Origin of the sequence: Paracidovorax wautersii, assembly GCF_900113035.1 — a bacterium.
GTDB classification, from domain to species: Bacteria; Pseudomonadota; Gammaproteobacteria; order Burkholderiales; family Burkholderiaceae_C; genus Paracidovorax; species Paracidovorax wautersii.
The window spans coordinates 151,036-174,921 of record NZ_FONX01000011.1 but is presented as its reverse complement, the minus strand read 5'-3'; the positions used below and the strand labels follow the sequence as shown (position 1 = coordinate 174,921).

The 23,886-nt window shown below is 71.9% G+C and carries 22 protein-coding genes and 1 riboswitch; of the genes, 6 read left to right on the top strand and 16 right to left on the bottom strand.

The window, feature by feature from the left end; translation table 11 throughout:
• Nucleotides 1–1,157: methyl-accepting chemotaxis protein (locus BM070_RS16385; protein ID WP_245785257.1), on the top strand; the 1,157-nt coding region annotated here is incomplete at its 5' end.
• A 26-nt stretch (nucleotides 1,158–1,183) separates the two neighbouring features.
• On the opposite strand, the gene BM070_RS16380 is transcribed toward BM070_RS16385, so the two are convergent.
• Together BM070_RS16380 and murJ are read right to left on the bottom strand one after the other, a co-directional pair.
• On the bottom strand, nucleotides 1,184–2,050 hold the full coding sequence (locus BM070_RS16380) for a SirB1 family protein (RefSeq protein WP_092940404.1): 867 nt from the start codon (nucleotides 2,048–2,050) through the stop codon (nucleotides 1,184–1,186).
• A gap of 54 nt (nucleotides 2,051–2,104) precedes the next feature.
• A complete protein-coding gene (murJ, locus tag BM070_RS16375) occupies nucleotides 2,105–3,670 on the bottom strand; it encodes a murein biosynthesis integral membrane protein MurJ (protein ID WP_092940403.1) in 1,566 nt (521 codons plus the stop codon).
• A 122-nt stretch (nucleotides 3,671–3,792) separates the two neighbouring features.
• Here murJ and rpsT point away from each other — a divergent pair, with 122 nt between their 5' ends.
• Entirely contained in the window at nucleotides 3,793–4,092 is a 300-nt protein-coding gene (gene rpsT, locus BM070_RS16370) for a 30S ribosomal protein S20 (RefSeq protein WP_092940402.1), read from the top strand.
• 314 nt (nucleotides 4,093–4,406) lie between these two features.
• Complete coding sequence (gene mqo, locus BM070_RS16365) at nucleotides 4,407–6,113, top strand: malate dehydrogenase (quinone) (protein ID WP_092940401.1); 1,707 nt, start codon at nucleotides 4,407–4,409, stop codon at nucleotides 6,111–6,113.
• A gap of 97 nt (nucleotides 6,114–6,210) precedes the next feature.
• Here the strand turns inward: mqo and BM070_RS16360 are convergent, their stop codons facing one another.
• From BM070_RS16360 to budC, 4 genes are all read right to left on the bottom strand, one after another.
• Nucleotides 6,211–6,699, bottom strand: a complete 489-nt coding sequence (locus BM070_RS16360; RefSeq protein ID WP_092940400.1) for a DUF4174 domain-containing protein — start codon at nucleotides 6,697–6,699, stop codon at nucleotides 6,211–6,213.
• Between the two features lie 146 nt (nucleotides 6,700–6,845).
• Nucleotides 6,846–7,898: a nicotinate-nucleotide--dimethylbenzimidazole phosphoribosyltransferase gene (gene cobT / locus BM070_RS16355; protein WP_092940399.1), complete on the bottom strand. Its 1,053-nt coding sequence runs from the start codon at nucleotides 7,896–7,898 to the stop codon at nucleotides 6,846–6,848.
• A gap of 82 nt (nucleotides 7,899–7,980) precedes the next feature.
• Nucleotides 7,981–9,495 (bottom strand): cobyric acid synthase, encoded by a 1,515-nt coding sequence (locus BM070_RS16350; protein WP_092940418.1) that lies wholly within the window; start codon nucleotides 9,493–9,495, stop codon nucleotides 7,981–7,983.
• A gap of 176 nt (nucleotides 9,496–9,671) precedes the next feature.
• Entirely contained in the window at nucleotides 9,672–10,499 is an 828-nt protein-coding gene (gene budC / locus BM070_RS16345; protein ID WP_245785256.1) for a meso-2,3-butanediol dehydrogenase, read from the bottom strand.
• Nucleotides 10,500–10,868: 369 nt separating this feature from the next.
• On the opposite strand from budC, the gene BM070_RS16340 reads away from it, so the two are divergent.
• The gene (locus tag BM070_RS16340; RefSeq protein WP_092940398.1) at nucleotides 10,869–12,014 is read left to right on the top strand and encodes a porin; all 1,146 of its coding nucleotides are present in this window, start codon (nucleotides 10,869–10,871) and stop codon (nucleotides 12,012–12,014) included.
• A gap of 9 nt (nucleotides 12,015–12,023) precedes the next feature.
• Here BM070_RS16340 and BM070_RS16335 read toward each other — a convergent pair whose 3' ends face one another.
• From BM070_RS16335 to BM070_RS16285, 10 genes are all read right to left on the bottom strand, one after another.
• The gene (locus BM070_RS16335) at nucleotides 12,024–13,040 is read right to left on the bottom strand and encodes an aminotransferase class I/II-fold pyridoxal phosphate-dependent enzyme (RefSeq protein ID WP_092940397.1); all 1,017 of its coding nucleotides are present in this window, start codon (nucleotides 13,038–13,040) and stop codon (nucleotides 12,024–12,026) included.
• 17 nt (nucleotides 13,041–13,057) lie between these two features.
• Nucleotides 13,058–14,050, bottom strand: coding sequence for an adenosylcobinamide-phosphate synthase CbiB (cbiB, locus tag BM070_RS16330; protein ID WP_092940416.1), 993 nt, complete (start codon nucleotides 14,048–14,050; stop codon nucleotides 13,058–13,060).
• Entirely contained in the window at nucleotides 14,043–14,789 is a 747-nt protein-coding gene (gene bluB, locus BM070_RS16325; protein ID WP_092940415.1) for a 5,6-dimethylbenzimidazole synthase, read from the bottom strand. Before bluB ends, cbiB begins: the two co-directional genes overlap by 8 nt.
• 47 nt (nucleotides 14,790–14,836) lie before the next feature.
• Nucleotides 14,837–15,406, bottom strand: coding sequence for a cob(I)yrinic acid a,c-diamide adenosyltransferase (gene cobO, locus BM070_RS16320; protein ID WP_092940396.1), 570 nt, complete (start codon nucleotides 15,404–15,406; stop codon nucleotides 14,837–14,839).
• A 64-nt stretch (nucleotides 15,407–15,470) separates the two neighbouring features.
• Nucleotides 15,471–16,265, bottom strand: a complete 795-nt coding sequence (locus tag BM070_RS16315) for an ABC transporter ATP-binding protein (RefSeq protein ID WP_092940395.1) — start codon at nucleotides 16,263–16,265, stop codon at nucleotides 15,471–15,473.
• On the bottom strand, nucleotides 16,262–17,221 hold the full coding sequence (locus BM070_RS16310; RefSeq protein ID WP_092940414.1) for a FecCD family ABC transporter permease: 960 nt from the start codon (nucleotides 17,219–17,221) through the stop codon (nucleotides 16,262–16,264). The genes BM070_RS16315 and BM070_RS16310 overlap by 4 nt, the downstream gene beginning before the upstream one ends.
• Before the next feature lie 74 nt (nucleotides 17,222–17,295).
• Nucleotides 17,296–18,192, bottom strand: a complete 897-nt coding sequence (locus tag BM070_RS16305) for an ABC transporter substrate-binding protein (RefSeq protein WP_434803194.1) — start codon at nucleotides 18,190–18,192, stop codon at nucleotides 17,296–17,298.
• Between the two features lie 766 nt (nucleotides 18,193–18,958).
• Nucleotides 18,959–19,558, bottom strand: a complete 600-nt coding sequence (locus BM070_RS16295) for a bifunctional adenosylcobinamide kinase/adenosylcobinamide-phosphate guanylyltransferase (protein WP_092940392.1) — start codon at nucleotides 19,556–19,558, stop codon at nucleotides 18,959–18,961.
• Nucleotides 19,555–20,976 carry a cobyrinic acid a,c-diamide synthase CobB gene (locus BM070_RS16290; RefSeq protein ID WP_092940391.1) on the bottom strand — a complete coding sequence of 474 codons (1,422 nt, stop codon included), beginning with the start codon at nucleotides 20,974–20,976 and terminating at the stop codon, nucleotides 19,555–19,557. The genes BM070_RS16295 and BM070_RS16290 overlap by 4 nt, the downstream gene beginning before the upstream one ends.
• Nucleotides 20,961–22,823 (bottom strand): TonB-dependent receptor domain-containing protein, encoded by a 1,863-nt coding sequence (locus BM070_RS16285; RefSeq protein ID WP_092940390.1) that lies wholly within the window; start codon nucleotides 22,821–22,823, stop codon nucleotides 20,961–20,963. Before BM070_RS16285 ends, BM070_RS16290 begins: the two co-directional genes overlap by 16 nt.
• A gap of 94 nt (nucleotides 22,824–22,917) precedes the next feature.
• A riboswitch (cobalamin riboswitch) is annotated at nucleotides 22,918–23,204 on the bottom strand.
• Nucleotides 23,205–23,238: 34 nt separating this feature from the next.
• Between BM070_RS16285 and BM070_RS16280 the strand changes: the two genes are divergently transcribed.
• Both BM070_RS16280 and BM070_RS16275 read left to right on the top strand, forming a co-directional pair.
• Nucleotides 23,239–23,460, top strand: coding sequence for a DUF904 domain-containing protein (locus BM070_RS16280; RefSeq protein ID WP_092940389.1), 222 nt, complete (start codon nucleotides 23,239–23,241; stop codon nucleotides 23,458–23,460).
• Nucleotides 23,457–23,867: a cell division protein ZapA gene (locus tag BM070_RS16275; RefSeq protein ID WP_092940388.1), complete on the top strand. Its 411-nt coding sequence runs from the start codon at nucleotides 23,457–23,459 to the stop codon at nucleotides 23,865–23,867. The genes BM070_RS16280 and BM070_RS16275 overlap by 4 nt, the downstream gene beginning before the upstream one ends.
• The last annotated feature ends 19 nt before the right edge of the window (nucleotides 23,868–23,886 follow it).

Below are 23,886 nucleotides of genomic sequence, written 5' to 3'. Positions count from 1 at the left end.
TCCTGATCGGCGGCCTGCTGGCCTGGGCCATCACGCGGCGCATCAAGGGCCAGCTCGGCGGCGAGCCCGCCGAAGCCGCCCGCATCGCCCAGGAAGTCGCCCGCGGCAACCTGGCCCTGGCCGTCGATGTGCGCCCCGGCGATACCTCCAGCGTCATGGCGGCCATGGCCGCCATGCGCGCCAGCCTCTCGCGCATGGTCTCCGAAGTGCGCCTGTCCAGCGAATCCATCGCCACCGGCGCCTCGCAGATCTCCACCGGCAACGCCGACCTGAGCCAGCGCACGGAAGAGCAGGCCTCCAACCTGCAGCAGACCGCCGCCTCGATGGAGGAGATGAACTCCACCGTCAAGCAGAACGCCGACACCGTGCGCACCGCGGCGCAGCTGGCCTCGTCCGCCAGCGCCACCGCCGCACGCGGCGGCGAGGTGGTGGGCAGCGTGGTGCGCACCATGGACGAGATCACCGCCAGCTCGCGCAAGATCGCCGACATCATCGGCGTGATCGACGGCATCGCCTTCCAGACCAACATCCTGGCGCTGAACGCCGCTGTGGAAGCGGCCCGTGCCGGCGAGCAGGGCCGGGGCTTCGCCGTGGTGGCGAGCGAAGTGCGCAGCCTGGCGCAGCGCTCGGCGCAAGCCGCCAAGGAGATCAAGGACCTGATCGGCGAAAGCGTCTCGCGCGTGGATACCGGCGCGCAGCTGGTCAACCAGGCCGGCGGCACCATGTCCGAGATCGTGGAACAGGCCCGGCGCGTGGCCGACCTGATCGGGGAGATCGGCGCGGCCACGCGGGAGCAGGAGCAAGGCATCTCCCAGGTGGGCGATGCGGTCAACCAGCTCGACCAGGTGACGCAGCAGAACGCGGCGCTGGTGGAGGAATCCGCCGCCGCGGCCGGCAGCCTGAGCGCGCAGGCCAACCGGCTGGTGCAGCTGGTGAGCGTGTTCCAGGTGGATGCGGCGGCCAGCCTGGGGTTGCGTGCCGAGGCACCCGCACCGGCTGCGGCGCCAACGGCACCGGCCTTCGCACCCTCGCCGGCGCGCAAGCCCGTGGCGCATGCGGCGGCGCCCAAGGCCCGGGCTGTGGCGCCTGCTGCAGCGGCCAAGCCGGCTGCGCTGCCTGCGGCGGCGAAGCACGAGGACGAGTGGGCAACGTTCTGATGCCCGGAGGCCCGCCCCCTTGAGGATCAGTGGGGCCCGGACTGGGCGCGGCGCAGCATGCCGACCCGCTCGGCGATGCGCTCGGCATCCATGCCGTGCTCCACCCGCGCCAGATAGGTTTCCAGGTCGTCCAGCGCCTGCCGGGTGTTGCCCTGCTCCGCATGGGCCAGGCCCCGATCGCGCCATTCGGCCCAGGCTTCGGGCAGCAGGAGCAGCAGGCGGTTCTGCACGGCGATCAGCCGGGGCCAGTCCTGCTGGGAGCGGTGGATTTCCTTGAGGTTGCGCAGCATGCGCGCCAGGATGTCGCGCGCCGGCGCCGCCTGCAGGAACAGGCCCAGCGGCACGTCATCGTCCGCATCGCGCTGCGCCCCGCTGCTGCGCTGGAAGGGTTCGAGCCGCTCGCTCAGGTCTTCGCGCGAGAGCGACTGCCCCGTCATCGGGTCCATCACCACCTGGCCGTCGGGCAGCAGCACCTTAAGCATGAAGTGGCCCGGGAACGCGACGCCGTGCGCCTGCAGGCCCAGGCCCTGGGCCAGCTCCAGCCAGAGCACCGCCAGCGAGATGGGAATGCCGCGCCGCGTGCGCAGCACGGCATTCAGATAGCTGTTGTCGGGGTCGTAGTAATTGTTGAGATTGCCGGCGAAGCCCAGGTCGCTGAAGAAGAACTGGTTGAGCGCGCGCAGGCGCTGCAGCGCGGACGCATCGGCCGGCAGGCGCCGCTGCACGCGGGCCTGGAGCTGATCGACGTCGCCCAGCAACTGCTGCACGTCGAGCTCGGGGTATTCGTCGTGCGCGATGGCGGCGGCGGCCTCCAGCAGCGGGATCTCTTCGCCTTCCTGCACCAGGGCAGCGAAATATTCGAGCGGGGTCGGAACGTCGTAGCGAAGGGACATGGCGAGGGTTGTACGGTCAGCGCGCCGGCAGCGTCAAGCCCGACAGGGCCTGCGTCACCGCCGCAGGAGTTCCTTCAGCCGCAGGCCCGAGGCGGCCAGCGCGCCGAAATACAGCACCGCCGCCCCTGCCAGCCAGAGGGCGAGCAGGCCGGCGCGCCGGCCGCTTTCGGCGCGCAGCGCCAGCCAGTCGAAATGCTGAGCGCCCCAGGCGAGGAAGATCGCCAGCAGGGCGCTGGCAGCGACGACCTGCAGCGAGAACTTGTACCAGCCAGGCAGCGGCCGGTAGCTGCCGCGCCGGCGCAGCCCGATCAGCAGCCAGAGCGCGTTCAGCAGCGCGCCCAGGCCGATCGACAGCGCCAGCCCGGCATGCGCGAGCCAGGGCACGAAGGCCAGGTTGAGCAGCTGCGTGCAGATCAGCACCGCGATGGCGATGCGCACGGGCGTGCGGATGTCCTGGCTGGCGTAGTAGCCCGGCGCCAGCACCTTGATGGCCACCAGCCCCAGCAGGCCCACGCCGTAGCCGGCCAGCGCCAGCGCGATCTGGCCCACGTCGCGGTCCTGCAGCGCGCCGTGGTGGAACAGCGTGGCCACCAGCGGTTCGGCGAAGGTGAGCAGGGCCACGCCGCTGGGCACGGCCAGCAGCACGACGATGCGCAGGCCCCAGTCGAGCATGGAGGAATAGCGGTCGGCATCGCCCGCCGCCTTGGCGGCCGAGAGCTGGGGCGTGAGCACCACGCCCAGGGCCACGCCCAGCAGCGCGGTCGGGAACTCCATCAGCCGGTCGGCATAGAACAGCCAGGTGACGCTGCCCGGTGCCAGGTACGAGGCGATCTGCGTATTGATCATGAGCGAGATCTGCGCCACGCCCACGCCCAGCAGGGCCGGCGCCATGAGGCGCAGGATCTGACGCACGGCCGGATCGGCCAGCGCCACGCGCACCCCGCTCCAGGTGACGGCGATGCGCGGCAGCAGCCTGAGCCGGTGCAGCGCGGGCAGCTGCAGCGCCAGCTGCAGCACGCCGCCAGCCATCACGCCGGCCGCCATGGCGTAGATGGGCTCGATGCCGCGCGCGGCGAACTGCGGCGCCACGAACCAGGCCGCCAGGATCATGCAGACGTTGAGCAGCACCGGCGTGGCGGCCGGCACGGCGAAGCGCTTCCAGGTGTTGAGCACGCCAGCGGACAGGGCCACCAGCGACATGAAGCCGATGTAGGGGAACATCCAGCGCGTCATCAGCACGGCCGCGTCGTAGGCGCCGCCGTCCTGCCGCAGGCCGCTGGCCAGCAGCCATACCAGGAGCGGCGCGCCCAGCACGCCCAGCACGCAGGTCAGCAGCAGGGCCCAGAAGAGCACGCTGGCCACATGGGCGACGAGCACGCGCGTGGGCTCTTCGCCCAGGCGCGCCTTGTGGCCGGCGAGCACCGGCACGAAGGCCTGGCTGAAGGCGCCCTCGGCGAACAGCCGGCGGAACAGGTTGGGGATGCGGAAGGCGACGTTGAAGGCGTCGGTCAGCGCGTTGGCACCGAACATCGACGCCATGAGCAGGTCGCGCGCCAGGCCCGTCACGCGGGAGGCCAGGGTCAGCAGCGAAACGGTGGAGGCGGATTTGAGCAGGGACACAGGGCGCGAGTGTATGCGCTCGGCGGCCAGGGCCCGGTGGGTGGGCGGTGCGCTGCCAGCGGGCTGGGCTATAATCGCCGGCTTTGCTGACAACATCCGCAGACATTTAAGGAATCAATACCATGGCATCTGCCAAGCCCAAGAAGAAGAACCCCCGTCTGGCGTCCGGCCGCAAGCGCGCCCGCCAGGACGTCAAGCTGAACGCCGCCAACACCTCGCTGCGTTCCAAGTACCGCACCGCCGTCAAGAACGTCGAGAAGGCCGTCGTGGCCGGCGACAAGACGAAGGCCACCGAACTGTTTGCGAAGATGCAAGCCGTTGTCGACACCATCGCCGACAAGGGCATCTTCCACAAGAACAAGGCTGCTCGCGACAAGAGCCGCCTGTCCGCCAAGGTGAAAGCCCTGGCCCTGGCCGCCTGACCCTTCAGGCAAACAGCCCGGGCGGCCCTGCCGCCCGCCGTTTGTAACGGGTGCGCTGTCAGCAAAGAAAACGGAAAACCGCCTTCGGGCGGTTTTTTCGTTGGTGCCTGCCCTTCGTGCGGAGGACGGCAGGCGCAGCAGAGGCGACCAGAAAAGTTCCTGGCAAGCCCCGCATTACTACCAATTGACTATCGTCAAAACTTTTTCCCGCCAGCAGAATCGCGCGCTCGCAGAGGCTCGCGTTGCGGCGCCTCCGAAGAAGCCTGCATGCGCTGCCTGCAGGCTTTTTTTCACTTTGCCTGGAAGAAGAAGTCATGAAGAAGTCGATCAAAGCCGTACTGGCCGCCCTGGGCGTGCTGGTGCTGGCCTCGGTAGTGTTTTTGTTTTGGCCGCTATTCCCCCGCTCCGTGCCGGCCGCGGAGAACGACAAGCCCGTCGATGTGGTGATGATCGGCGCGGGCGTGATGAGCACGACGCTCGCCACCTACCTGCAGGAGCTGCAGCCCGACTGGAAGATCGAAGTCTTCGAGCGCCTGGACGGCGTGGCGCTGGAAAGCTCCAACGGCTGGAACAACGCCGGCACCGGCCATTCGGGCTTCGCCGAGCTGAACTACACGCCCGAGCTGCCCGACGGCTCCATCGAGACCAAGCGTGCCGTGGGCATCGCCGAGCAGTTCGAGGTGTCGCGCCAGTTCTGGACGCACCAGATCGCGCGCGGCCACATGCAGCAGCCCCAGACCTTCGTGAACCCCACGCCGCACATGAGCTTCGTGTGGGGCGACGCGAACATCGAATACCTGAAGAAGCGCCATGCAGCGCTGACCAAGAACCCGCTCTTCTACGGCATGGAGTTCTCGCAGGACCAGGCCAAGATCAAGGAATGGGCACCGCTGCTGATCGAAGGGCGCGACCCCGCCCAGAAGGTGGCCGCCACCTACATGCCCATCGGCACCGACGTGAACTACGGCGTGGTCACCAACCAGCTGATGCAGAGCCTGCAGAAGAGCCCCAACTTCACGCTCAAGCTGCAGCATGAAGTGCGCGCGCTGCGCCAGAACGACGACAAGACCTGGAACGTGACCGTGGCCGACCTGGCCGACGGCGCCAAGGAAAAGACCGTGAAGGCGAAGTTCGTCTTCGTGGGCGCGGGCGGTGCGGCGCTGAAGATGCTGCAGGCCTCGGGCATTCCCGAGTCGCGCAACTACGCCGGCTTCCCGGTGGGCGGCGAATGGCTGGCCATCGAGAACCCCGCCATCACCGCGCGCCACAACGTCAAGGCCTACGGCAAGGCGGCCGAAGGCTCGCCCCCGATGTCGGTGCCCCACCTGGACGCCCGCAAGCTCGACGGCAAGGACGTGGTGCTGTTCGGCCCCTTCGCGCTGCAATCCACCAAGTTCCTCAAGCAGGGCTCGTGGTTCGACCTGTTCTCCTCGATCAACCACGACAACATCGGCGGCATGCTGCGCGTGGGCATCCACAACCTGGATCTGGTGAAGTACCTGGTGCAGCAGGCCGTGCTCACCGATGAAGACCGCCAGCAGGCGGTGCAGCAGTACTTCCCCAACATCAAGCGCGAAGACTGGCGCCTGGCCGTGGCCGGCCAGCGCGTGCAGGTCATCAAGCGCGATCCCAAGGAAGGCGCCGTGCTGCAGTTCGGCACCGAGATCGTGACGGACAAGGACGGCACCATCGCCGCGCTGCTGGGCGCATCGCCCGGCGCCTCCACCGCGCCGCACATCATGATCAACCTGATGACCAAGGCGTTCCCCGAGCAGATGACCGACGCCGGCTGGAAGCCGCGCCTGAAGGAAATCGTTCCTTCCTACGGCCGCAAGATCAACGAGTCGCCCGAGCTGACCAACGAGATCCGCCGCATGACCAGCACGGCCCTGCACCTGCCCTACCTGGAAGTGCCGGCCGACATCGCCACGCGCGCACCGGCCATCGCGGCCCCCGCCAAGGCACCGGCCGCGCCCGCTGCCAACGGCGGCGCGCTGAACAAGGAAATGCAGGCGCTCTGATGCTCTGAGAGGCCGGCCCTCCGAGCCGGCCCCGCCAAAGAAGCGACGCCCCGCCCTGCCTCACGGCAGCGCGGGGCGTCGTGCTTTGGGCCCCAGCTCAGTCCTGCCGCTGGCTGCGGCGCATGGGCATGCGGTCGATCTCGTCGAAGACGGCCTGCAGATCGACGCCGGCGCCCTCGCGCAGCTTCACGCCGCCGTCCTTGCCCACTAGGACGAAGGCCGCCGGGCCGCGCGCATCGAGGGCCAGCGCCTGCAGCAGCGCGCGGGTTTCGCCCGCCCCCAGCGGCACGCCGTTGCGCGCGCCCTGCCCGGCCACCACGGTGTAGAGCGCCATGTCGCGCTCGCGGAAGGCCTCGCGCGTGGCGGTTTCATCCAGCGCGCCGCGCAGCCGGGCCAGCAAGGGGTCGCCCTCCTGCGGCACGACGACGATCACCGGGCGCGTCTTCCAGCGCTCGGCCTCCAGCGGGTTGGCGCGGGACTGCGGCGGGCCGCCCGCGAGGGCGCTGCAGGCCAGGGCGGCCAGGCCCAAGGCCGCGGCAGCGGTGGCCGCGGTGCGAAGCGGGAAAGGACGATGCAGGAAGCTCATGCCGCCAGTGTCTTCAGGCGGCGGCGCGGCGGGCGTCGGACATCTTCCGCAAAGCGGCGGACGAGCGGCAGACGAGCCGGCGGCAAAACGCTACTGATTTGATAGCTATATGCCCTTATCGCGCCTACGCTACGGGCGGGTTTTCCTCAAACCGGGCCGGCCACGCCCGCCGATTCGAAGCTCGCCATCTCGCGCAGCACGGCGCAGGCCGAGACCAGCAGCGGCCAGGCCAGCGCCGCGCCCGAGCCTTCGCCCAGTCGCAGGCCCAGGTCCAGCAGCGGATCGGCCTGCAGGTGCTGCAGCATCAGCGCATGGCCGCGTTCGCCCGAGCGGTGCGAGAACACGCAGCGCTGCAGCACCCGCGGCTGCACGCGGCTCGCGACCAGCACGGCGGCGCTGGTGATGAAGCCGTCCACCACGATCACGCGGCGCTGGGCCGCGGCCTCCAGCACGGCGCCGGCCAGCGTGGCGATCTCCAGCCCGCCCAGGGCGGCGAGCGCGTCCATGGGCTCGGTGGCGCCGGCGTTGGCGTCCAGAGCCTCCTGCAGCACGGCGCGCTTGCGGGCGATGCCGGCATCGTCCAGGCCGGTGCCGGCACCCGTGCATTCGTCCAGGCCCACGCCGCACAGGCGCGCCAGCAGCAGCGCGGCGGCCGAGGTGTTGCCGATGCCCATCTCGCCCAGCAGCAGCGCGTTGCCGGGCAGCGAGCGCACCACGGCGCGGCCGTTGGCGATGGCCTGGGCGCACTGCGTGGCCGTCATGGCGGGGCCGGCCGACGCATCGGCCGTGCCGGCCGCCACGCGGCAGGCGACCAGGCGCGGCTCGCCCGGCAGATGGCGGCGCGGCGCGAATTCCCGCGCCACGCCGCAGTCGGCCACCGTCAGCGCCAGGCCGTGCTGGCGCGCCAGCACGTTCACCGCCGCGCCGCCGGAGAGGAAGTTGGCGACCATCTGCCAGGTCACGTCGCTGGGGTAGGCCGAAACGCCGCGCGCCGCCAGGCCGTGGTCGGCCGCGCAGACCAGCATCTGCGGCTGGTCGAGCACGGGCGTCTCGGTGCCCAGGATGAGGCCGATGCGCAGGGCCAGGGCCTCCAGCCGGCCCAGGGAGCCCAGCGGCTTGGTCTTCTGGTCGAGGCGGTGCTGCAGGCGGGCGGCGAGCGCCGCGTCGTCGATGTCTGCGAGGGTGTCGGTGGAACGCATATCGTGAGGGAAGGAGAAGGTGAAAGCGGCAGCGCAGGCACGGGCCGGCGCTAGTGGAAACGAAGCCGCACGCCCGGAAGGATCAAGCGCTGCAGCCCTTGGTTCCGGGTGCGGCGAGGCGGTCCAGCACGCCCGGCGCGAACCAGTCGTCCAGGCCCGCGGCCAGGCGGTCGAAGACCGTGTCCAGCGTGGGCGCGGCGGCGCCGAACAGGGCGCGCAGGGCCTGCGGATCTTCGAAGAGGCCGTGCAGGTAGAGGCCCAGCACGTTGCCCTGGGCGTTCTGCCAGGCGAGACCCGGGATGACTTCCCGCGCCACGTCGCCCGCGGCCGCCATGGCCGGGTGCTGCGCCGTCTGGCCGTGGTGGATCTCGTAGCCCGCCACCGCCACGCCGGACAGCGCCTGCCAGGCGCCCTGCACGGCGCCGAAGGCTGTGCGCGTGTGGCGCACGGTCTTGTCGGCCGCGAAGGCGGTGACCAGGGGCAGGAGGCCCAGGCCAGGGGCGTTGCCGTCCACGCCGTGCGTGTCGATCAGCGCCTCGCCCAGCATCTGCAGGCCGCCGCACACGCCCAGCACGCGGCCGCCGCGCGCCGCATGGGCGGCGATGGCCGCATCCAGGCCCTGGGCGCGCAGCCAGGCCAGGTCGGCCGCCGTGGCCTTGGAGCCGGGCAGCACGACCCAGTCGGCGCCGCCCAGGTCGGCCGGGGAGCGCGCCCAGAGCAGGCGCACGCCGGGCACGCCCTTGAGCGGCTGGAATTCATCGAGGTTGCTGATGCGCGGATAGGCCACCACCGCCACCGTGGTGTGCAGCACGCCCTGGGCGCCGGCGGCCGGGGTGTGGCGGGCGGCGTCGTCGAACACGCCGTCTTCCTCGGGCAGGCCGTGGCCCCACTGCATGGGCACGGTGGCCACCACGGGCACGCCGGTGCGCTCGCGCAGCATCTCGGGCGCGGGCGCGAGCAGGGCCGCATCGCCCCGGAACTTGTTGAGCACGAAGCCGTGGATCAGCGCCTGCTCCTCGGGCGGCAGCAGCGCCCAGGTGCCGTAGAGGTGGGCGAAGGCGCCGCCGCGGTCGATGTCGGCCACCAGCAGGCAGCGGGCGCCGGCATGCCGGGCCACGCGCATGTTGACCACGTCGCTGGCATGCAGGTTGATCTCGGCGGGCGAACCCGCGCCCTCGATCACCACCACGTCGTTCTCGGCGCGCAGCGCGTCCAGCGCGGCGGCGATCTGCGGCCACACGCGGGCGCTGCGGCCGCGCCACGGCAGGGCCGAGAGTTCGGCGCTGACCTGGCCCAGCAGCACGACCTGGCTGCGCGTGTCGGCCTCGGGCTTGAGCAGCAGCGGGTTCATGCGCACCTCGGGCGCGGTGCGCGCGGCCAGTGCCTGGAAGTACTGCGCGCTGCCGATCTCGCCCCAGGTGCCGGCGGCCTCGCCCTGCCTGGCGGCCACCACGCGGGCGTTGTTGCTCATGTTCTGCGCCTTGAAGGGCGCGACCTTCAGGCCCTGGTTGCTGTACCAGCGGCAGAGCGCCGTGGTCAGCCAGCTCTTGCCCGCCCCGCTGGACGTGCCCAGCACCATCACGCAGCGCGCGGCCATGTCAGCGCGCCCCTGCACGGGCACGGCGCGGGGCCGGCAATCGGAGGGAAGAGAGCGGTGGAGCGGCGGGCGGGCAGGCGTTCACGGGCGATGGGTGGGGCGCACAGGGGCAGAGCCCGCCATTGTCTCCCCTCGGCAGCCCTCCGCCGCGCTGCCCGGGCCCGGAAAGTGCCGTATCAGGCCTGCGATGGCTGGCCGTTGGAGGCCGACACGCCGCCATCGACCGGCAGGACCACGCCGGTGACGAAGCGCGCATCCTCGCTCGCCAGGAAGGCGATCACCGCGGCGATCTCCTCCGGCTCGGCGCCCCGGCCCAGCGGAATGCGTTCGGCGAACTTCGCCAGCAGTTCGGGGTTGCTCTTGATGTCTTGCGTCATGCCCGTGAAGGTGAGGCTGGGTGCCACCGCATTCACGCGCACGCCGTCCTTGCCGTGGTCCAGCGCCAGGGCCCGCGTGAGGTTGGAGACCGCGCCCTTGGAGGTGTTGTAGAAGCTCATGTCCCAGTCGCCGCCCAGGCCCGACACCGACGAGGTGTTGACGATGCACCCGCGCGAGCGGATGAGGTGCGGCAGCGCGGCGCGCGCGCCGTGGAACACGCCCGACACGTTGGTCGCCAGCACGCGGTGCCAGTCTTCGAGGCTGGCCTCGGTGGCCTTGCCCTGCACGGCGATGCCGGCGTTGTTGACCATCACGTCGAGTCGGCCGAAGCGCTCGACGGTGGCCTCGATCAGCGCCTGCACGGTCTCCCACTGCGACACGTCGGCCGGGTGGGCCAGCGTGCGGTCTTCGGGCAGATCGGCGCGAGTGGCGGCGAGCTTGTCGTCGCTCAGGTCGGCGATGGCGACCATCGCGCCTTCCTGCGAAAAGCGCCGCGCGGTGGCCGCGCCGATGCCGGAACCCGCGCCGGTCACGATGACGACCTTGCCGGCGAAACGCTGCGCCGCGAGCAGTGCGGCGGACGGGAAATCGGTGGTGCGGGTGGACGAGGTGGATGCAGAGCTCATGGGGCGGTTCCTGTCGAAGAAGCGTGGGACGGGGCCGGCCAGGGCGCGGCCTTGGCGGGCAGGGACGCTCCATCCTCTGCGGGCCCTGCCCCGCCCTGCGGCCGACAGCTCCCCATCGGGCTGTCAGCCGCCGCGCCATGGCGGCGTGCGCCCGGGCAGCGCTGCAGGGCGCTGTGCGCCCTCGCCCGCCCCCTCGCGCATACCCTGAAAGCATTCGATCAGCGAACGACCGCGCGCGATCATCGTTCGCAGGTGCTGCGTGCTGGATTGTGGGCAGGTGTATCCGGCTGTTAGCTTCCCGACCCGGGCGGCCCGGCACTGCCCGGCATGCCGACATCCATAACGACATCACAACGCAAGGAGCACCGAATGACATCCCTTTCCCCCCGGCCCGCACGCCGCCTGCCCTGGATCGCCCTGGCCGCGCTGGGCGCCGCCTGCAGCGCCCAGGCCCAGCAGGCCGCCACCTCCAGCGTCACGCTCTACGGCAGCATCGACCAGTACCTCAACTACATGCACAGCAGCTCCGGCGCCACCGTCAAGAGCCTGGAAGACGGCGCCCTGCTGCGCAGCCGCATCGGCGTGCGCGGCAGCGAAGACCTGGGCGGCGGCTATGCGGCCAGGTTCAACCTGGAAGGCGGCCTGAGCGCCGACACCGGCGCCAGCGCCGACAGCTCGCGCTTCTTCGACCGGCAGTCGTGGGTGGGCGTAGCCACGCCGGTGGGCGAATTCCGCCTCGGCCGCCAGAACGGCCCCATCCTCACGCGCGGCGGCTACATCGACTTCACCACGCGCACGCTGGGCTCCATGGTCAACAACTTCGGCGTGCCCTCGCGCTACGACAACGACATCGCCTACCTCTCGCCGCGCATCGGCGGCGTGGCCGGCGAACTGCACTTCGCGCTGCCCGAAGTGCCGGGCAGCGTGGCGCGCCAGTCGGTGATCCAGGGCGCCGTGGACTACATCAACGACTACATGCGCCTGGGCTACATCGGCCTGCGCGGCAGCGCCCCCGCCAACGCGCCCTTCCAGCGCGACGTGGTGTACGACAACCTGTTCGCCAACTGGATGTACGGCAAGGGCACGGTCTATCTGACCTACGTGCGCAGCAACAACAGCACGGGCAACGCCGTCAGCAACAACGCCGGCAGCATCCTGGGCAACGTGGGCGGCCTGGTCGCGGGCACCAACCCCGACGTGAACCGCTTCTACCGCATCTGGCAGGTCTCGGCCGACTACCAGGTCAGCGCCAAGCTGCGCGTGGGCGCGCTCTGGGGCCGCATCGAAGACACCTCCGGCAGCGGCCGCAACGCCAACGGCGGCGCCATCGGCGCCTACTACGACCTCTCCAAGCGCACCACCCTGGTCGCGCTGGTGGACACGCTGCGCAACGGCGCCAACGGCGGCTTCCGCCCCTCGGGCTCGGCAGGACTCAAGACCAACTTCGGCACGCCGAACGACGTCAACGGCCGCACCATCAACGGCGTGCAGCTGGGTGTGCTGCACCGGTTCTGATCGCAGCGATCAGCGGGCGGCCACCTGCCACGCCGCCCGCAGCGCCGCCTGCGATGCCGGCGGCAGCACGCCCAGCCGAACGCAGCCGGGCAGTCCGAAAGATGCACAGTCGCGCAGCTTGATGCCCTGGGCGCGCAGGGCGGCCAGCAGCGCCGGCACGTCGTGCGCGCAGGCCTGCGGCAGGCGGGCGGTGAAGTAGTTGGCCAGGCTTCCGGGCAGCACGGCCCAGCCGAGTTCTGCGCAGAGCGCGGCCTGCGCGGCCTTCCATTCCTGCAGCGTATGGCGGGTGGCGGCCAGCCATTGCTGGGTGGCCGGATCGGCCCAGGCCTGGAGCAGCGCGACGCCGTGCGCGCCCAGCGGCCACGAGGGGGCCAGGCGCTGCAGCGCCGCTGCATCGGCCGCTGCGGCATCGCCTTCCGGCGCGATGGCGTAGGCGGCGCGCACGCCCGTCAGGCCCAGGGCCTTGTTGGGCGTCCAGAGCTGCCAGGCGCGGGGCGGACAGGGGCGCGGGGCGGCGTGCAGGTTCAAGGGGCGGTAGGCGCAGTCGATCACCTGCCAGCCTGCGGCGGTGGCACCGCCATCGGCATCCAGCGCCGGATCGGCGCGGCCCAGCGGGCTGGAGGGCTCGCAGGCCCAGTGCAGCACGGGGCCGGCATCATCACTCCATTCAGCGCCCTGCCCCGCGCGATCCACCCGCAGCCCCCAGGCCTGGGCGGCGCGGGCGTAGTCGCCATAGCTGTGTTCAGGCAGCAGGGCGGCCTGCACGCCGCGCTGGGCCGCCAGGGCCGTGACGCGGTGGATGAACTCGCTGGCGCTGGCGGCGATCACGATGCGTTCTGGCGCCACGCCGTGGAAGGTGCCCAGGCGCTCGCGCAGCGCGGTGTAGGCGGGATCGGGGTAGCGCACGGCATCGGCCGCCTGCAGCGCGGCCAGGGCCTGCGGGCTGGGGCCGCAGGCGTTGGCGTTGGTGGAAAAGTCGTGCAGCGGCACGCCCAGCGCGTCGGGGCCGCCGTGCTCGGGGGACATGGCTAACGTCACCGCTTTCACGGCAGGCTCGCTATCAAGAAGATAGCTATCAGCGCAAGCGGGACAAGCGCCAGCACCACATTCGATGCCCAATGCGCGGCCTGGTGGGTGTCGGTGGGGCCGGCGGCGCGGCCGGGCCCGTTCAGCACATAGGCGCCGGGCTTGCCCAGCCGTACGCCCAGCGCCAGCGCCATGGCGGCCATGGGCCAGCCGCTGTTGGGCGAGGGGGTGAGGCGCGCCTGCGCCGCCAGCTGCGGCCAGCGGGCGCGCGGCAGCGGGCTGCGTGCCAGCGCCCACAGCAGCGCGGCGGTGAGCCGGGCGGGCAGCCACGAGAGCACGTCGTCGGCCCGCGCCGCCCATTTGCCGGCCCATTGCCACCAGCGCCCGCCGCGCTGGCCCGGGTAGCCCCACATGGCGTCGGCGGTGTTGGCGAAGCGGTAGAGCGCGGCGCCGGGCAGGCCCAGCAGCGCGAACCAGAAGAGCGGCGCGACCACGGAGTCGTTGAGGTTCTCGGCCAGCGATTCGATGGCGGACTCGCGCACCTGGACCGCGTCCAGCACCGCCACGTCGCGGCTGACCAGGCGCGAGAGGCGCTCGCGGCCCGCGTCGAGCGATTGCGCGAGCGCGGCCTCCACGGCCAGCACCTCGCCGCGCAGCATGCGCCAGGCCAGCAACGGCTTGAGCAGCAGGCCGATGGCGAGCGCCGCGCCCCAGGCCGGCGCATGGCGCAGCACGGCCCACTGCAGGCCCCAGGCCGCTACGGTCACGATAGCGGCCAGCGCGCACCAGGCCAGGGCTGCGAGCCAGAAAGTCTTCAGATCGCGGCCCGGCGGCGCGTGGGCGGCCTCGGGCGCCACGCGCTCGCCGGCCCACTGCAGCGCCTGGCCCATCCAGACCACGGGGTGACAGCGCACGGGCGGCTCGCCCAGCAGGCGGTCGATCAGCAGGGCCACGGGCACGGCGGCGGCCAGCGCCCAGGCGGTGTGAGCGGTGTGGGCGGCATCAGCCATGGCCAGCACCCTCCTCCTGGGACGGCGCGTCTTCTTCGGCGGGATCGGCCTGCAGCCAGGGCGCGGGCGCCCCCCAGGTGCCCTCGAACACCACCGAAGCCAGCGGCGCGCGGCGCGCCCAGCGTTCGCGCTGCAGCATGGGCTCTTCGTAGAAGCCCTGCACCGGCCCCAGCGAGATCAGCGCCACGGCCTGCGCGCCGGCCGGCAGGCCCAGCAGCTTGCCGACCGCGTCCGGGTCGAACATGGAGACCCAGCCCATGCCCAGCCCTTCGGCGCGGGCGGCCAGCCACAGGTTCTGGATGGCGCAGGCGACCGAGGCGAGGTCCATCTGCGGCAGCGTGCGCCGGCCGAAGACATGGGCCTCGCGCCCGTCGGCCAGAGCCACGGCGAGCAGCTCCGCCGCGTCGCACAGGCCTTCGACCTTCAGGCGCATGAAGGCATCGCGCCGCTGGCCCAGGGCGTCGGCGGTGCGCTGGCGCTCGGCCTCCACGGCGGCCTGCAGGCGCCGGCGCAGCGCCGCATCGGCCACGCGGATGAAGCGCCAGGGCTGCATGAAGCCCACGCTGGGCGCGTGGTGCGCGGCGGCCAGCAGGCGCGAGAGCACCTCGGGCGCGACCTGCCCGCCCGCGAAGTGGCGCATGTCGCGCCGCTCGCGGATGGCGCGGTAGATGGCGGCGCGGTCGGCGGCGCCGTAGGCCGTGCGGGCGGTGGCGTCTGCGGGGGTGGTCGGTTCGGGCATGGGCATGGGCGGCAGGGCGCGCTCGGGCACGCGGTCGTCGTTCTCCATCAGTCCTCGATGCCGCGCTGCGCGGGCACGCCGGCCTGATAGGCGTGCTTGACCAGCGCCATCTCGGTCACGGTGTCGGCCAGGTCGATCACTTCCTGCGGACAGCGCCGGCCGGTGAGCATGACGTGGACGTGTTCGGGCCGGGAGCGCAGCGTCTCCAGCACCTCTTCGAGCGGCACCCAGCCGTAGATCAGCGGATAGGTCACCTCGTCGAGCACCACGAGGAAGAAGTCGCCGCCCAGGATGGCTTCGCGCGCGCGCTGCCAGCCGGCGCGGGCCAGGTCGGCGGAATGGTCCAGGTCGCGGCTCTTCCAGGTGAAGCCGTCGCCCAGGCCTTCGATGGGAATGCCGATCTGCTCGAACATGCGGTGCTCGCCGAAGCGCGCCGTGGGCACCTTCATGAACTGGAAGATCTTCACCGCCTTGCCGCGCCCGTGCGCGCGCAGCGCGAGGCCGAAGGCCGACGTGCTCTTGCCCTTGCCGTTGCCGGTGTTGACCAGCACCAGGCCGCGGCGCTCGCCTTCGGGCTTGGCGGATCGTTTCTCGGCGGGTGGGGTTTCGATGTCCATGGGATGGGTCCGGAGTCGGTTGGAAAGAGAAAAGAAAAGAGGAGAGGAGAAGACGGAAACCGGGCTAGATGCAGGGCAGCGCGATCCACTGCCCTTCCACCTGCCGCACGCGGATGCGGTGGTCGAACACGGCCTCCAGCGCGGCATGCGTGGCGGCGTCGGCGCAGTCGCCCTGGTGGCGCACGCGGCCGTCCGCGACGATGACCAGCGCATCGGCCTGCAACGCCATGGTCACCTCGTGCAGCACGCTGACCACGGTGGCGCCGCCGGCGACCAGTTCGCGCACGATGCGCAGCCAGTCGGCCTGGTGCGGCGGGTCCAGGTTGGCCAGGGGCTCGTCCATGAGCAGCACGCCGGCCTGCACGGCCAGCGCCCGCGCCAGCAGCACGCGCTGGCGCTCGCCGCCCGAAAGCTGGGCCAGCGGCCGGTGGCGCCAGTCCCAGGCCTGGGTGGCGCGCAGCGCCCATTCGGTGGCGGCATGGTCGGCAGCCGAAGGCGGCGCCAGCCAGCCCTGGTGCGGCAGGCGGCCCAGCAGGGCCACTTCATAGGCGGGCAGGCCGTCGGCGGCGGCTTCTTCGTTCTGGCCCAGCCAGGCCAGCTGGCGGGCGCGTTCGCGCGCGGGCAGCTGCGCGATGGGGCGGCCGGCCAGCAGCACCTGGCCTTGCACCTGCACGCCACCGGCTCCGCTGCGCAGCACGCCGGCCAGCACCTTGAGCAAAGTGGATTTGCCCGCGCCGTTGGGGCCGACCACGGCCGTCCAGCGGCCGGCGGGCAGGTCCAGGCCGATGCCCTGCAGCACCGGGGTGCTGCCGATGCGCACGCCGATCTGGCGGGCGCTGAGAGCGATGCCGTCCTTCATGGCCTGCCGCCCCCCGCCATGGCGCGGCCGCGGTGCATCAGCCACAGCAGGTAGCTGCCGCCCAGCGCGGCCGTGAGCACGCCGACGGGCAGCTCCTGCGGCGCCAGCAGCCAGCGCGCCAGGATGTCGGCCGCCAGCAGCAGCACGGCGCCCATCAGCGCCGAGAGCAGCACATGCCCCCGGTGCGTCACGCGCACCAGGGAGCGCACCAGGTGCGGCGAGGCCAGCCCCACGAAGGCGATCAGCCCGGTCTGCGCCACGGCCGCGCCGGTGGCCAGCGCCAGCGCGGCGATGAGTCCGGCGCGCAGCGGGGCGAGCGGCAGGCCCAGGCTGGCGGCGGTGGCCTCGCCCAGCGTGAGGCCGTCGAGCGCGCGCGCCAGCGCCCAGGCGGCGAGCGCGCACGCGGCCAGGGCCGCGCCCATCAGCGCGCAGCCCGTCCAGCCGACGAAGCTGGTGCTGCCCAGCGTGAAGGCCTGCATGGCCTGCAGGATGTCGGGCGAGGCCAGTTGCACCAGATCGCGCACCGCGCCCAGCACCACGCCCACGATCACGCCGGCCAGCAGCAGCCGCAACGTGTGCTGCACGCCCCGCGCCAGCGCCAGCGTGAGCAGCACCGCCCCGGCCGCGCCGATGAAGGCCATGCCGGTCACGCCCAGCCGCGCCAGCCATGTGGCGCCCGCCGCAGCGGAAGCGCCCATCAGCACCATGGCCAGCGCCCCGCCCAGCGCCGCGCCCGAGGCGCTGCCCAGCAGGTACGGATCGGCCAGCGGATTGCGAAAGAGCCCCTGCGCGATGGCGCCCGCCAGCCCCAGCAGCGCGCCGGCGAGCCAGGCGCCCAGCGTGCGCGGCAGGCGGATCTGCGTCACGATCTGCAGCGCCACCGGGTCGGCGTCAGGCAGGCGCAGCACGCTGTCGAAGCCGGTGCTGCCCACGCTCGTGCCCAGCAGCGCGAGCATCAGGCTGGCGGCCAGCAGCGCGCAGGCCAGCAGCCAGGCGCGGCGCCCGCTGGCGGACGAGACAGCGGCAGCGTTCACGGCGCCTTCTCCGCCAGGCAGCGGGCCATGATCCGCGCCGCATCGGCCATGCGCGGGCCGGGGCGCACGAGCACGTCGGCCTCGTCGGGGCCGAAGACGCAGATGCGGTGGTCGCGCACGGCGGGCAGGCTCTCCCAGCCCGGGTACGGCGTCATCGCCTGCATGCTGCGGTTGCCGATGAGGATCACGTCGGGCCGCGCCCGCACGACGAATTCGGGATTGAGCTGCGGAAACGGCCCGAGGGCCGCCGGCACCACGTTGCGCGCACCCAGGCGCTGCAGCGTCTCGCCGATGAAGGAGGTCTCGCCCGCCGCATACGGGCCGCGGCTGACCTCGAAATACACGCGCACGCCGCGCGCACGCGCCGGCAGCGACTGCGCGGCCGCCTGCACGCCGGCCTCGATCACGCGCCAGAGCCGCTCGGCGCCCTGCTCCGGCGGCACGCCCAGCAACTGCCCCAGCGTGCCCAGCACGCGGTGCACGTCGGCCTGCGTCTTGGGCTCCAGCGCGACGACCTTGATGCCCAGCGCCTCCAGCCGGTCGCTGGCGCGCGAGCTGGTGGCCAGCAGCACCACGTCGGGCTTCAAGGCGACGATGGCCTCGATGTTCGGATCGATGCCGCCGCCCACCTGCGGCAGGCGCTGCACGGCGGCGGGCCAGTTGGAATAGCGGTCCACGCCGACGAGGCGCTGGCATTGGTCCAGGGCGCAGACGCTTTCGGTGAGCGAAGGCAGGAGGCTGACGATGCGTTCGGGAGGGCGGGTAAAGGTTTGGGTGCGGCCGCGGGCGTCGGTGATCTGGAGGGGGGCGGCTGCTGCGGCTGGGAGGGAGGCGGCGGCCAGGAGGATGAGGGTGGTCAGAAGGTGGATGAATTTGCGGGGCATGGGGTTCAGGCCTTCTGGATGTTGGTGGGGCTGACGAAGCGAGCTTGAGCCGGGCGGTTGTTTCCCGGGGATCGGGATGTGCGCCCGACAGCGCACTCACTTTCTTTTGCTTCGCCAAAAGAAAGTAAGCAAAGAAAAGGCGACCCCCAGTCTGCGACCCCTACGCATTCGCTACGGGGCAGACCTGCGTCGGGGCGCTTGCGGTGTGCCGCCGCAGAACTCACTGCGCGCTGCGCGCTTCGTTCGGACAGCTGCGGCGAGTCAGAGCACGAGGCATGCGTGTCCTTCGGCACGCATGCGCCCCCCGCAACCGCCCCGCCGCAGGCGCAGCCAGCAGGGGGGTGAACAGCCGCACACGGGCCATTGCTCCGCTCGGCCCATATCGCGCGCGCTTCGCGCTGCGCTGGGCTTTCCTCGTGCGAGGGCCGAGCGCAGCGATGGCCCGACTGGTTCCCCACTCCCTTCTGTGCGTGCCGAGAAGCGCAGGGCGGCGGGTGCGTGCGTGTGCCGAAGGACACACGCACTTCGTGCTCTGACTTGCCGCAGCATGTTTGAACGGAGCGCGCCAGCGCGTAGTGAGTTCTGCGGCAGCACTCGCCGACCGAGCATCGCAGGTTGCCCGTAGCGCAGCGGAGGGACACGCACAGTAGGGTCGCCTTTCTTTTGGGTACTTTTCTTTGGCGAAGCAAAGAAAAGTACCTCGCCCGCCGGGGCGAGACCCGGCCCCGGGACGCAACGCCACAACAAACGCCAAACCCGCGAGCGAAGAAAAGCATCAGGCCCCCTTCAAACACAACCCCACACCCGCAACCACCAACGTCACCCGCTCACATACCTCAGCCACCCGCTGATTCACCCCCCCCAACGCATCCACAAACGCCCTCACCTCCCGCCCCAGCGGAATCACCCCCAACCCGATCTCATTGCCCACCACGACGACAGGCCCGGCCGAACCCTGGATTGCTTCTGAAAAGAGAGCACACTGCCCTTGGAAATCCAGCGCCAGCGCCCGATTCACCTCCACATCGGACAGATCGGCCCCCAACGGCATCAGCCAGTTGGTCACCCAGAGCGTGAGGCAATCCACCACGATCAGCGTGCGCGCATCCGCATGCCGCGCCAGCGCGCCCGCCAGATCGCGGGGCTCCTCCAGCGTGGCCAGGCCCGGCACGCGCTCGGCGCGGTCGCGCTGGTGGCGGGCGATGCGTTCGCGCATCTCGTCGTCCCAGGGCTGGCCGGTGGCGATCAGCAGGGCCCGGTGATCGGGCGAGGCCTGCAGCCACTGGCGCGCCAGCAGTTCGGCGCGGCGCGACTTGCCGCTCTTCTGGCCGCCCAGGATGAATTCGCTGCGGGCGATCGGGGTCCGGGGCGTCATGCGGCAACCGCCGCGCCCAGCAGCCGCGCCGTGGCGCGCGGGCTGGAGGCGAACCAGGCGTGGAAATAGCTCGCGTGGACGCTGCCGTGGCGGTAGAGCGCCTCGCCGGCGTTCTCGGCCGGCCGCTGGCCCGGGCGCGCCGTGCGGGCGATGACCTCGGCCGGGCTGCGGCTGGTGGAATAGTGGAAGGTGTGGCCGCGCAGCAGATCGCCGCATTCGCCCTCACCCCCTGGCAGCTCCAGCTGCTGCGGGCCCAGCGCCGCCAGGCGCGGCTGCATGGTGACCTCGCCGGGCAGCAGGCCCCAGAGCGGCACGCTGCGGCCATCGCGCAGGGTGATCGATTCGAATAGCGCCATCATGCCGCCGCACTCCGCCCACACGGCCCGGCCGGCGGCGACGTGGTCGCGCAGGCTCTGCGCCATGCCCTGGTTGGCCGACAGCGCCTGCGCGTGCAACTCAGGGTAGCCGCCGGGCAGCCAGACGGCATCGCATTCGGGCAGCGCGGCATCGTGCAGCGGCGAAAAGCGCACCACGCGCGCGCCCAGTTCCGCCAGGGTCTGCAGATTGGCGTCATAGACGAAGCAGAACGCCTCGTCGCCGCCCACGGCCACCGTGCGGCCGGCCAGCAGCGGCGCAGCGGGCACTGCGGCATCGGCCGGCACCGAGAATTCGACGCGCCAGCGCTCCCAGTCGGCCGGCGCCATGCGGCCCAGCGGCGTGTGGGCGGCCAGCGCGTCGGCGGCGGCATCCAGGCGCTGCAGGGCGTCTTCCAGTTCGTGCGCGGCGACCAGGCCCAGATGGCGCTCGGGCAGCAGGCGCGGGCCGCTTTCGCCGGCCAGGGCCACGCGCGGCAAGGCGCCCAGCCAGTCGGCCGGGTCGGCGATGCCGGCGCGCAGCAGGCTGGCATGGCGTTCGGTGGCCACGCGGTTGGCGAGCACGCCCGCCCAGGGCAGGCCCGGGCGGTAGTGGCGCAGGCCGTAGGCGATGGCGCCCAGCGTGCCGCCCATGGCCGAGGCATCGACCACGGCCAGCACCGGGATGCCGAAGCGCTGGGCCAGGTCGGCCACCGGCCGCTCGCCGTCGAAGAGGCCCATCACGCCTTCGATGAGCAGCAGGTCGCACTCTTGCGCGGCGGCATGCAGGCGGCGCGCGCAGTCGGCCTCGCCGGTCATCCACAGGTCGAGCTGCTGCACCGGCGCACCGCTGGCCAGCTGCAGCCAGTGGGGGTCGAGAAAGTCCGGCCCGCACTTGAAGACGCGCACGCGCCGGCCCTGGCGCGCATGCAGGCGGGCCAGCGCGGCGGTGACGGTGGTCTTGCCCTGGCCCGAGGCCGGCGCGGCGATGACGATGGCCGGACAGGAAGCCGTGGCCGTGGCGGCATCGCCGGTGTTCTCACGCAGGCTCATTGAGGCGCCCATTTCAGTGCCACGTACAGCGTGCGGCCGGCCGTGGCATAGGTGCTGGCCGTCTCGTAGCGCTTGTCGTTCAGGTTGTCCACGCGGGCCAGCAGGGTGAAGTCGCGCGCCACGCGGGTGCTGGCGTAGAGGTTGACCAGCCCGTAGCCGCCCAGCACCTTGGTGTTGGCGGCATCGTCGTAGCGGCGGCCCGAGGCCTGCAGCTCGGCGCCCCAGGTCCAGCCGGCGAGCTGCGTGTCGGCACCCAGCACGGCGTGGTGCTTGGCCCGGCGTGCGAGCTGGCGGTCGCGGGTCAGGTCACGCGGGTCCTGCCAGTCGATGGAGCCGCGCAGGTTCACGCGGCCCAGGCGGTGCGTGCCGGTGAGGGTGATGCCGCTGTATTCGCCGCGGCCCACGCTTTCGTAGCAGCCGAAGTCGCTGGCGCAGGTGCCGGGCGCGCCGAAGTTGATGAGGTTGCGCACGCGGTTGCGGTAGGCCACCACGCCCACGCTGCTCGCGCCCTCGGTCCAGCGCAGGCCGGCCTCGACGTTGCGGCCGCTTTCGGGCTGCAGCGTGGCCACGCCGTATTCGCTGAAGCGCTGGTAGAGCGTGGGCGCACGGAACGACGTGCCGGCCGACACGGTGGCGCGCCACTGCGGCGTGACGGCGAAGCCGTAGGCCAGGCTGCCGGTGGTCTTGCCGCCGAATTCGCTGTCGTCGTCATGCCGCAGGTTGGCCTGCAGCGAATGCGCGCCCGCGCTCACACCGTAGCCCAGGGCCAGCGCGTTCTGCGAGCGCTTGCCGCGCAGGTCGGTGGTGAAGTCGGTGGCGGGGTTGTGCAGTTCGTCCTCGCGGCGCTCCAGCGCGGCGGTGAAGGTCTGCGCGCCCAGGCGCCATTCGTTCTGGAAGAGGTAGTTGCGCAGCGTGGTGTCGGTGCGGTACGTGTCCGGCGCGGTGCCGTAGCTGCTGCGCGACGCGGTGGCCTGCACGCGGGTGGTGTAGGCATCGCTCCAGCGCGACGTCCAGGTCAGGCCGCCGGTGCGCAGCTGCTGGCGGCTGACGTCGTCGGCCCCGGGGGTGAAGCCGTCGTACTGCGACCACAGGTTGCTGGCCAGCAGCGTGCCTTCGATGCGGTTGCGCGCATCGATCTGCAGGCCCACGCGGGCGTTGCCCGAGCTGCGGCGGTAGCCGTCGTCGTCAGGGTTGGCGGTGGGGATGGGGCGGGCGTTGAAGCCGTCGCTGCGCTCGTGCGAGATGCCGAGCGAATAGTCCAGCGCGCCCGCGCCGCCGCTCACGCCGGCCTGTGCCGTGCGCGTGCCGTGGCTGCCCAGGCCGACCTGGGCGTAGGGCGCGGCCGGGCCTTCGCCCTTCCTGGTGAAGAGCTGCACCACGCCGCCGATGGCGTCGGAGCCATAGACGGCGGCCGCCGGGCCGCGCAGCACTTCGATGCGATCGATCTGCGCGAGCGGGATCTGCTCCCACTGCGCGCCGCCGGTGGTCTGCGTATCGACCCGCACGCCGTCGATATAGACGGCCGTGAAGCGGCTCTCCGCCCCGCGCAGGAAGACGCTGGTGGTGCCACCGATGCCGCCGCTGCGGGCGAACTCCACGCCCGGCAGGCGTGCCAGCAGGTCGGCCACGCCCACGGCGCCGCTGCGCTCGATGGCGTCATGGTCGAGCACGGAGACGTCGGCCACCAGGTCGGCGAGCGGACGCTCGGTGCGCGTGGCGGTCACCACGGTCTCGCGCAGCTGCGAGGTGGTGGCGGCTTGCGCCAGCAGGGTCTGGGAAAAGGAAAGCGCGGGCCAGGCAGCGCCCAGCAGCAAGGGCAGCGCGGCCAGGCGCGCAGGGATCGAACGATGGTTCTTCATGGGAAAGGGGCACAGAGGGAATCACCCTGACCGGCCTCCCCGCCGGTCCTTGGGCATCACGGCCGCCCGCTCGACGCCCTGGGGCGGATGAGTTCGGGTGGCCACCGTGTTGGCCGGTATCCGGGCTGGCGGCACGCATTCCACACGCCTTCCCAGGCGCTTGTTCAACGCGCCCAGTGGCTTCGTGCGTGGAGTGGGAAGCGCCCTGTGCCGCTTCGTCGCTACCGCAGGGCGATTCGTCCGCTGACCGTTGCGGGGGCAGCGCAGGCACGGCGGGCCTGGCGGGAGACGTCTTCACGACCCCGGCGGCGCACCTCCCTGCTTCCCGTTGAACTGCGGCATGCGAACCACGCCGCGAGCACCAACGGCGCGGATTTTACGGCCCCGGCGGCCCAACCCTACAATCCCAGGCTCTATGGCACACACCACCTCCATCGATGAGATCGCCGAGCGGGTCGAGCGGCTGCTGCAGCGGCACGCCGAACTCCATCGCGCCAACACGCTGCTGACGCAGCAGGTGACGGAACTCACGCGCGAGCGCGACTCGCTCAGGTCGCGGCTCAGCGCGGCGCGCGCGCGCGTCGATGCCCTGCTCGACCGCCTGCCCCCTGCCACCGACGCGAAGGACGCCCCATGAAGCAGATCGAGGTCCGCATCCTGCAGCAGAGCTATCTGCTAGTCTGCCCCGAAGGCCACGAGCCGCGCCTGATGGCCGCGGTGGAACGCGTGGACGCGGCCATGACGCGCATCCGCGACGCCGGCAAGGTGCGGGCGCGCGAGCGCATCGCCGTGCTGGCCGCGGTGAACATGGCCTTCGAACTGGGCGACCGCGAGGCCGCAGACCAGGCCGCCGCCAGCGAGCGAGCGCCCGCGCCCGGCCAGGGCACGCTGGCGCTCGAAGATGTGCAGGCCGGCTCCGGCCAGGCGCCGGAAGACACCGCGCAGCAGCAGGAGCGCCTGCAGTCGCTGCTGCAGCGGCTCGACGCGGCCCTGCACGAAGAGCAGCATCAGCAGCCGCAGCCGCAGCACCAACAGCCGGCCTGATCGCCCTGCGCCGCCCGGT